Raw genomic sequence first — 8059 nt, 5'->3', positions numbered from 1 at the left:
GACTATGCCGATCAGGAACTGGAAGCCCGCGCTAAACCGGTTTACTATCGAATTTGGTGAGCGGGTAACGGCTCATCTTTGACGCGTCACGGGACGTTTACACAGTTATCAGGACACTCTCATGATATTGGGGTGTGTTTCAGACTTAAGTGTTGGTTTTCGTTCTCAGGTAGTGCCTGTCCTCTTCAGCTATCCTTTCTCCTACTCCTACGGAACATCTTAATGTCAGTATGAGTGACTTCCAGAGCGGTTATATTGATGCTCAGATCAATGAGCAGGGTGTGGTAAGCATTACCAGTTTTTCTCTGGTTCTCGCCAAGGGAGATTTGAGTTCCGAGGGTCATTATTATTTGGATATCGGTTCCAATTTTATGGCCCTGGATTATTGTTTAGATGATTCAACTGGCACTTGTAGTCCTGAGTTTACTTGCTGGGGTAGGCCATTCGGTATTCCTTTGTCAGTGGTATCCCGAGAAGCACCCTTGTCAGATGTGCCTGAGCCAATGACGCTATCCATTTTGCTTTTGGGATTGTTAGGCATCTTTGCATCGAGAAAAATCTGCAAGCCGGAAGATGCAAAAGTCATGATGGCCTGATCCGCAGATGATTAATCTTTGAAGCTTGTCTAACTCTTGCTGAAAGTGCTGTTGGAAGCGACCGAATTCACCCAGCTCAAGATTCTCCAGGTCTTCACTTAGACCGTTGATGCTGCGCACGTTATGCCCGGGTTCCCGGGCGCAGTCTGTCCAGCGATTGAGTCGATGGGGTTGCTCGGGCAAAAATGAAGGACAGGCACTCCTTTACAAGGGACAGGCACTCCTTTACAGGCACTCCTTTACAAATTGAACCGACGCAGCCTGTTTGGCAGGATGAATGGATAGGTTGTTCAAAAGGCAGGGGTGGCTTGAGGAGTAAAGGGAAGTCACTGCTTTCGGTATTGGCGAATCGAGCAATGGGTTCATTCAGGCAATTCACTTGTGCCCTATGGGTATAAAAAAACTCAAATTTTATCTGATCTATACTATCAATATTGATGTGTCTCCAGGGACGTGACCTTAATCACTTTTGTCCCGACAGGAGGTAATGATGAACGTTGATCGTCTGGTTTTTGCCATTGCCGGCAGCTTTATTCTCATCAGCTTGGTTTTAAGTCAACTGCATTCTGTGTATTGGCTTTGGTTTACTGCGTTTGTGGGGGCCAACATGTTGCAGGCTTCATTTACCGGTTTTTGCCCATTGGCGATGATGTTGAAAAAGTCAGGTAAAACGCCGGGGTGTGCCTTCAAATGATCAGTTTTTATGTTTCTGCAGCAAAATTCTGTTAAGTATAATGGTTCAGCAAGTGGCAATACGGTAAATACTGAAAAACCCTCTTGGATTTGGGTGGCTACTTTTTTCGTCCAGAACCCAATACAGGAATAAACCTTCATTGGATGCCCTTGGGCGTATGATGTGTCACTGGGGATCCAGGGTGATCAAGATATCTTCGATTCCGCCATCGGATACCCTAGGATTTAATGCTCATTTTTTGCATATCTTCCTCATATACCTCCTTCATATTTAAGGCCCTTCGAGCGGCCTGTCCCATCGAAATTGATTTATTGGAAAATGCACGAAACTGTTGAATTCTCTGTCAATTGACGTTATGTTTGGCACTTGTTTCAACGAAATGCCATCAGGATGATGGAGGAGACAGGGACCCCTTATGCTTATTTATTCTTTTTTCCCTTACGAATTGTCATATCAGATGGGTGTTTGAACGGGCACTGGTAGTGCGGCGGTAAAGCGCAGGTTTCAGCTTTGGGATCAGACAAGCTTTTGATCAGTGAGGCTCCAGGGATTCGCAGGAATACACACACCCACTTCAGCTTGCGCAATGTTATTTATATCTGGCTGTGCCAACCCCATCGAGCCATGAGTGTAGGGGATAAATGTTTATATCTATTGATATTCATCATTCTGGCTACGTTAACCTGGTCAAAAAGTCATGAGGTATGAATACAAAGGGGTATCCGGTTTTGCACGGATAATGATTTGGGAATATGTGTCATGAAGGCACTGTCAGGCGGGAAAAATGCCTATGAAACCGCTTCAAGAGATTTTTTTGAAGAATTTAGTGGGAACGATTCGCGAAGCCAGACAGAGAATACTGGCTGACATTGATTTTTTGCCGGAAGAAGAAAAGAAACACCTGGATGCAGTTGTTTGGGAAGAGCTGCAGCGGCTCATTCATACCTTTTTGTGTGAGTTCGATGGTGCGACGCCTCTGGCTGATCTTGGCCTCATTTCAATTGTTGATGAAAACGGTCAGAAGTTTGATCGATGTCTTCATGAGCTTGTTTTTAAAGATCTTGAAGATGATAAATTGCTGTAATCGATCAACAAAACTAGACGCATAAAACAACAAGGATTTCGTCGTTTATCCACCGTCATTAACCGTAAAATTAGATTTCAGTTGAGGATCATGAAAGAAGAACTTGTTAGTTCCATCGCAGGGATATTACGTGAGTGGAATCCACTCGGTGAAGCGGCTGAGTCTACTTTAGAGTTAGAGGGCTATAAGTATGAAGCTATGGATATACTGGCGGTCTTGAACATCACCAAGGTGCCGGTTTCAAAGGCAGTGTATAATGTACTAACTCAGGCATTCGGAATCACTCTGAACGAAGCAGAGATAGAGTATTACAGCGCTAAAATAGAAAAATTGTTACGTACTAAGTAAGCAATTAACTGTGGCCATACTTCGGCAAGGGCATTAGGCAAACCAGACACAGCTAAACACCTTATGGATGTCACTTTTGGCTGTTACTTTCATTTTTCTGTCGGTTTGTTCGGTTCGATTCATCAGTCGGGCAGCCATTTTTCATGCCGAGTCCGGGTTTATTGCCAGAACGCCTTGAGATTACATCATTAGCCAGTATATTGGATTATGGTCAGAGATATATCCCGGCTGGGAGAGGGTTGCCTGCAATTGCTGAGTCAAATTTTCTCCGGGTTGTTCAGTAAACCCTCGATTTGATCGTTGCTCAACAAAAATGTTGACCGCGACCTGATAAATACAAACAACAGTGGGAGAGCTGCACCAATGGAAACGCGCTGGGTAAAAGGCGACCTCTTCGGACTTGATATCCCGGCCGATGCCGAGGCTTTACTCTCTGGTGGGGCCAACTTTCTGACCAAAATTTTTCACGCATCAGGGGCGCTATCGCCAGACAACCGTGTCACCAAGATTTTGCACAAAGAAGAATTTTTTGGGGGTGGTACTGGCAGTAAGTTGGTTTTGAACGTGGCTTTTGCGTCGCCTGAGCCCAATTTTCCCGGTGAATTGTTCATAAAATTTTCCCGAAATTTTGAAGATGAATTGCGTGATAGCGCGCGTTTTATGATGGTGTCAGAAGCGAAATTTGCAGCCTTTACCCGTAATATCGATTTTCCGGTCACTGTACCTGCGTGCCTGTTTGCCGACGTAGAAGCTGAAACGGGTACCGGACTGCTTATTAGCGAGCGTATTCTTTTTGGCTGTAAAGGTCTGGAGCCACTGTATCCCAAATGCATGGACTACTCTGTCCCTCAACCGCTGGAGCACTATAAAACCATCATCAGGGCGCAGGCGAAACTGGCTGCTACCCACAGGCTGGGTGGATTGCCTGCGGTGTTTGATGAACATTTTCGGTATAACCCGAAACAGTCCTCGGCGATGCTATCAATACGCCAGCCTGAAGAAAAACTAATACAACGTGCTGTCCGGATGTTTGAATTTATTAATCGTCACCCGCAATTGTTCCCTGACAATATACGCGCCAGGGACTTTCATCAGCAATTTCTCAGTGATATACCGTTTGTGATAGCGGCTGAAAAACATATTAAGGAAATATTGCACAGCAATCCGGATTTCATAGCCCTTTGCCATTGGAATGCCAATATTGATAACTGCTGGTTTTGGCGCGATGCAGAAGGGATCTTGCAGTGTGGCCTGATGGATTGGGCAATGGTCGGGCAAATAAGTATTGCCCAAGCGATTCAGGGAGTCATCAGTGGTGCTGAACCCCCCATCTGGGATCATCACCTCGACGAGATTTTGCAGGTCTTTGTCGATGAATATTCAGCGTGTGGTGGCCCATTGTTGAATGTGAATGAGATCCGGCGACATATCCTCTTGAGTCTGGCGGTTACCGGTGTGAGTTACTTCATGAGCGCTCCGGTGGCCATAACGCGGGAGATATCCGATCTGGAACCTGTACAGAGTTATCAGGATGAAAGTTTTCAACAGCATGAGAATGCACGCATTCAGCTGCATATGATGACCAGAATGCTCAACGTTTGGCAAACCAGAAAGCTTGGCGAGCTGGTCAGGCAGCTGATGGATTAATGGCAATGATTTTAATTCACTTAAGCCAATTTGGGCGTGCCTGGCCATTGTCGCGGCGCAGATAGTGAGGCGTTTGACAGCGCTATGGCAGAAGTGGCAGACAGCGGACAATTGCCTAACCTATTAAGGAGTTCGTTTTCTGTATTGCGTCGGCGAAACTCCAGTCCAGCGTTTAAATGCATTGCTAAATGCAGCGGCGTCATTGTATCCAATCCTTTCCGAGATCTCTTCAATCGTTAAATCAGAAGACAACAAATACTCGGTGGATACACTTTCACGGACATCATCAAGGAGTTCCTGATAACTCACGGACTCGGACGCCAGTTTTCGTTGAATTGTCCGCGGGGTTGTATTAAATACTCTGGCTACAGCGTCAAGGGAAGGCGTATCAAAATTACTGTTGAGCAGGTGATAACGAATATGCTCGGCAAAACTGTGTTTAGCCCTCAGTGACTTTGCAATCTCTTGACATTGAGAGGTAAAGACACTGGAGGTAATCGCATCGGCTTTGGGTAAAGGTTGTTCCAACCAGTATTTTTCAAACCCGATACGATTGTGTTTGGCATTAAATTTTGCCTCACACCCAAAAACTTCTATGTATTTATCGGCATGGCCGGTTGGTGGGTGCTGAAACTCAACGCTGACCACTGGGAGTATCTGATCTAATGCTTCGCTGGCTATCTGTCTGCCAGCACTGAGGTCACGCTCAATCATATACTGCAGTGACGCACCCAGGTCGCGAATAGGCTCCATTTGTAAATACGCCAGATCACCCTCCGTATAAATACTGCATCTAAAAAATGTCCAGGTGAGAAGAATATTCTCGAGAATAACCTGATAGCACTCAAACACATCACGACTGGTCATGGCTGCCAGTCCAAGCATTCCGTAATTGGACAGATGATAGGTCGGGCCAATCAGCAAACCCAGGTCGGGCTGATTGGCTGCACGATAGGCCTCACAGGTGAAACAAATTTCCTGGCTGGGAGTGATGGAATAATCCGGTTGAGAGAGGGCGTCTAATGGAATACCGGCGTGCTTTAGAATCGGTGCTTTATCAATGCCTTGTGTTTCCATCCAGTTTATGAGGGGCAACAGGCCCTGAACCAGATGGCGTAGTGACTGTGGACTGCCGTGATTGCTCTCTATGTGCATAGCGTGGGTCACTTCGAATTATTGTTTTTTTCATTGTATCTCCAGTTGTCGTAAATTCGCAAATTTTTGTCTTGCTTGAGCATTAGCGAGCAGACCGAATCTCCCTATAGTGGCTCTCAGTAATCATAAAAAGCTCCATAACGAGAAGTCGATATCACAAGGGGAGAGTGCTACATGTCTCAAGAACGTAAAATCCTGATCTATGGCGCCAGTGGCTACACTGGCAAGTTGGTCGCTGAATGTTTGGCTCGACGTGGCCTGCCGTTCTATATGTCCGGTCGCACCTTGTCGCGACTGGAAGCGGCCCTGGACGTCGTAAAAAAACGTCACCACGGCCCGGTCGATGTGGAGTTGGTGGCAGCCAGCAACAACGTTGAAGAGCTAAAGCCGCTGTTTGAAAAAGTTGACGTTGTCATCAACGTGGCAGGCCCGTTTATGCAAGTAGCCTGGCCGATTGTCGAGGCCTGCCTGCAAGCCCGCTGTCACTATCTGGACACAACCGGAGAGCAGGACTGGACGCGAGCCATCCAGGCTGAGTACGGCCAGGCATTCGCGGACAAAAATTTGCTCTTGAGCCCCGCTTGTTCCTATATGTGGGCAGCCGGTGCCTTGACCGCCGAAGTTGTGCTGGAGACGAACGGCATCGACAGTCTTGAACTGGTGTATCAAATCGATAATGCATTGCCCTCTGAAGCTTCAACCAAGTCATTTCTGCGTATGCAGGGCAACGCCGATAGTCAATTTTTTCTGCAACAGAACGAATACGCAGCCTGGCCAAATGATCGCAGCTACGACGTCGTCGTTCCTCATCGCATGAACCCCTATCGCGCTTTACCCTGGGGCGGTGCGTGTGAACCGGTGTGGTTTAAAACAGATCCCCGCGTGCGCAACTGCAAGGTACTGACAGCGTTCGGTGACGACATTGTCGACAATGTTACCAAGATTATTCAGGATTTTAACGAACGTGCGAAGGGCTTGACTCAACAACAACGTGAAGACTTGACCAACGAAATCGGTGAATCCATGGCGGTGGGAGAGCCCGAGCCGGATACCCCTGACACCGGACGTTCGATGGTCGTCTGCTACGGTCAGGGTCCACAGGGTAATACAACCTTTTGCCTGAGTCTGACCACACCCTACTGTTTTACCGGTGAAATCTGTGCCGAAGCAGCCGAGCGTATCCTCAATGGTCAACTGAAAAAATCGGGATTTCAGTCTGCGGCGGTTGCTTTCGGACACCGGGAATTACTGGAAGTGTTCCATGAGTTGGGTTACAGCAATTCACCGGCGTAAGGAGTCAGTGTCATGAAAATGAATACCTATGTCGCCGGAGTCGGAATGACCCGCTTTGGCAAGCATCTGGATGTGTCGTTGAAAGGGCTGGCGGGTCAGGCGATCACCAAGGCGTTGGCGGATGCCGGGCTTGGGGTTGACGATCTTGAGGCCGCCTATATGGGTAATGGCGCTGCCGGTGTGGTTCAGGGGCAAGAAATGATTTCTGGCCAGGTGGCCCTGCGCGAACTGGGTATCGGCAAAATTCCCGTCGTTAACGTTGAAAATGCTTGTGCGACGTCCTCTACCGCGTTCAATCAAGCTTGCGCCATGGTGACAGCCGGTCTGTACGATGTGGTCCTGGTCTGTGGTTTCGAAAAACTGTACCACCAGGACAAGGCACGCAGTTTCGCAGCCTTTGACGGTGCAGTTGATACCGAGCAGTCAAGCGGCATGCTGGGAGCTCTACAGGCGCTGGCAGACAGGGCGGGCGTGGCGGTAGACACGGAGCATGCCGGCAAGACCCGTTCGGTGTTTATGGACATCTACTCTCTGATGGCCATCGCCCATATGAAAAACCATGGCACCACCCAGGCACAATTTGCCGGTGTCACCGCCAAGAATGCATTTCACGGTAGCCTCAACTCAAACGCCCAATTTCAAGTCGCCATGAGTGTGGAAGAAGTCCTGGCGTGCCGTGAAATTGTATATCCCCTGACGCTGCCCATGTGTTCACCAATTGGCGACGGAGCCGCTGCTGTCGTGCTGGTGAGTGAGCGTAAAGCCAGACAACTGGCTCTGTCAAAACCGGTCAAGGTGCTCTCATCCGCTTTGGTATCGGGTTGGGATATGACGACGGATGTCGCCAGTTACGCTGCCAATATGGCTTACGAATACGCCGGTGTCGGTCCCCAGGACTTAAGTTTGGTGGAGCTTCACGATGCGTCTGCACCGTCTGAAATCTTCACCTATGAATACCTGGGCCTGTGCGAAAAAGGTGAAGGCGGGCGTTTAATTGACGAGGGAACTACCCGTCTTGGCGGCAGCGTGCCGGTGAATGTATCGGGTGGTTTGCTGCGTAAAGGTCATCCCATCGGTGCATCCGGTATTGCACAGATAGTCGAGCTGACGGAACAACTGCAAGGCCGTTGTGGTGCGCGCCAGGTGGAGGGTGCCCGCCTTGGTTTGGCTCAAAATGGGGGCGGTATGATCAGTCTGGATGCCGCCGCGATGGTGGTTAGCATCTTGGCTCGGGAGGCGTAA

Annotated in this window: 8 protein-coding genes; 7 read left to right on the top strand and 1 reads right to left on the bottom strand. The window is 48.4% G+C overall.

The features are described 5' to 3' along the window. Positions 1-230: 230 nt before the first annotated feature. The 5 genes from G8770_RS14530 to G8770_RS14510 all read left to right on the top strand — a co-directional run bounded on the left by G8770_RS14530 (position 231) and on the right by G8770_RS14510 (position 4369). The gene (locus G8770_RS14530; RefSeq protein ID WP_167188141.1) at positions 231-596 is read left to right on the top strand and encodes a PEP-CTERM sorting domain-containing protein; all 366 of its coding nucleotides are present in this window, start codon (positions 231-233) and stop codon (positions 594-596) included. Between the two features lie 490 nt (positions 597-1086). Beyond that, positions 1087-1290, top strand: coding sequence for a YgaP family membrane protein (locus G8770_RS14525; protein ID WP_167188139.1), 204 nt, complete (start codon positions 1087-1089; stop codon positions 1288-1290). Positions 1291-2080: 790 nt separating this feature from the next. Beyond that, a complete protein-coding gene (locus G8770_RS14520) occupies positions 2081-2374 on the top strand; it encodes a hypothetical protein (RefSeq protein WP_167188136.1) in 294 nt (97 codons plus the stop codon). A 90-nt stretch (positions 2375-2464) separates the two neighbouring features. Then, positions 2465-2722 (top strand): hypothetical protein, encoded by a 258-nt coding sequence (locus G8770_RS14515; protein WP_167188133.1) that lies wholly within the window; start codon positions 2465-2467, stop codon positions 2720-2722. A gap of 363 nt (positions 2723-3085) precedes the next feature. Continuing rightward, entirely contained in the window at positions 3086-4369 is a 1284-nt protein-coding gene (locus G8770_RS14510; protein WP_167188130.1) for a hypothetical protein, read from the top strand. A gap of 123 nt (positions 4370-4492) precedes the next feature. Here the strand turns inward: G8770_RS14510 and G8770_RS14505 are convergent, their stop codons facing one another. Beyond that, positions 4493-5524: an AraC family transcriptional regulator gene (locus tag G8770_RS14505; protein ID WP_167188127.1), complete on the bottom strand. Its 1032-nt coding sequence runs from the start codon at positions 5522-5524 to the stop codon at positions 4493-4495. 174 nt (positions 5525-5698) lie between these two features. Here G8770_RS14505 and G8770_RS14500 point away from each other — a divergent pair, with 174 nt between their 5' ends. Both G8770_RS14500 and G8770_RS14495 read left to right on the top strand, forming a co-directional pair. Next, positions 5699-6817, top strand: coding sequence for a saccharopine dehydrogenase family protein (locus G8770_RS14500; protein ID WP_167188125.1), 1119 nt, complete (start codon positions 5699-5701; stop codon positions 6815-6817). Positions 6818-6829: 12 nt separating this feature from the next. Further along, positions 6830-8059, top strand: coding sequence for a thiolase family protein (locus G8770_RS14495; RefSeq protein ID WP_167188122.1), 1230 nt, complete (start codon positions 6830-6832; stop codon positions 8057-8059).

Source organism: Pseudomaricurvus hydrocarbonicus (assembly GCF_011602365.1).
Classification (GTDB): Bacteria; Pseudomonadota; Gammaproteobacteria; order Pseudomonadales; family Cellvibrionaceae; genus Pseudomaricurvus; species Pseudomaricurvus hydrocarbonicus.
This window is presented reverse-complemented; position numbering and strand designations above follow the sequence as displayed.

Bases quoted from the DNA above. Each gene is read 5' to 3' on its own strand.
- G8770_RS14530 (WP_167188141.1), top strand. From the start codon at position 231: ATGAGTGACTTCCAGAGCGGTTATATTGATGCTCAGATCAATGAGCAG.
- G8770_RS14510 (WP_167188130.1), top strand. From the start codon at position 3,086: ATGGAAACGCGCTGGGTAAAAGGCGACCTCTTCGGACTTGATATCCCG.
- G8770_RS14495 (WP_167188122.1), top strand. From the start codon at position 6,830: ATGAAAATGAATACCTATGTCGCCGGAGTCGGAATGACCCGCTTTGGC.
- G8770_RS14515 (WP_167188133.1), top strand. From the start codon at position 2,465: ATGAAAGAAGAACTTGTTAGTTCCATCGCAGGGATATTACGTGAGTGG.
- G8770_RS14500 (WP_167188125.1), top strand. From the start codon at position 5,699: ATGTCTCAAGAACGTAAAATCCTGATCTATGGCGCCAGTGGCTACACT.
- G8770_RS14505 (WP_167188127.1), bottom strand. From the start codon at position 5,524: ATGCACATAGAGAGCAATCACGGCAGTCCACAGTCACTACGCCATCTG.
- G8770_RS14520 (WP_167188136.1), top strand. From the start codon at position 2,081: ATGAAACCGCTTCAAGAGATTTTTTTGAAGAATTTAGTGGGAACGATT.
- G8770_RS14525 (WP_167188139.1), top strand. From the start codon at position 1,087: ATGAACGTTGATCGTCTGGTTTTTGCCATTGCCGGCAGCTTTATTCTC.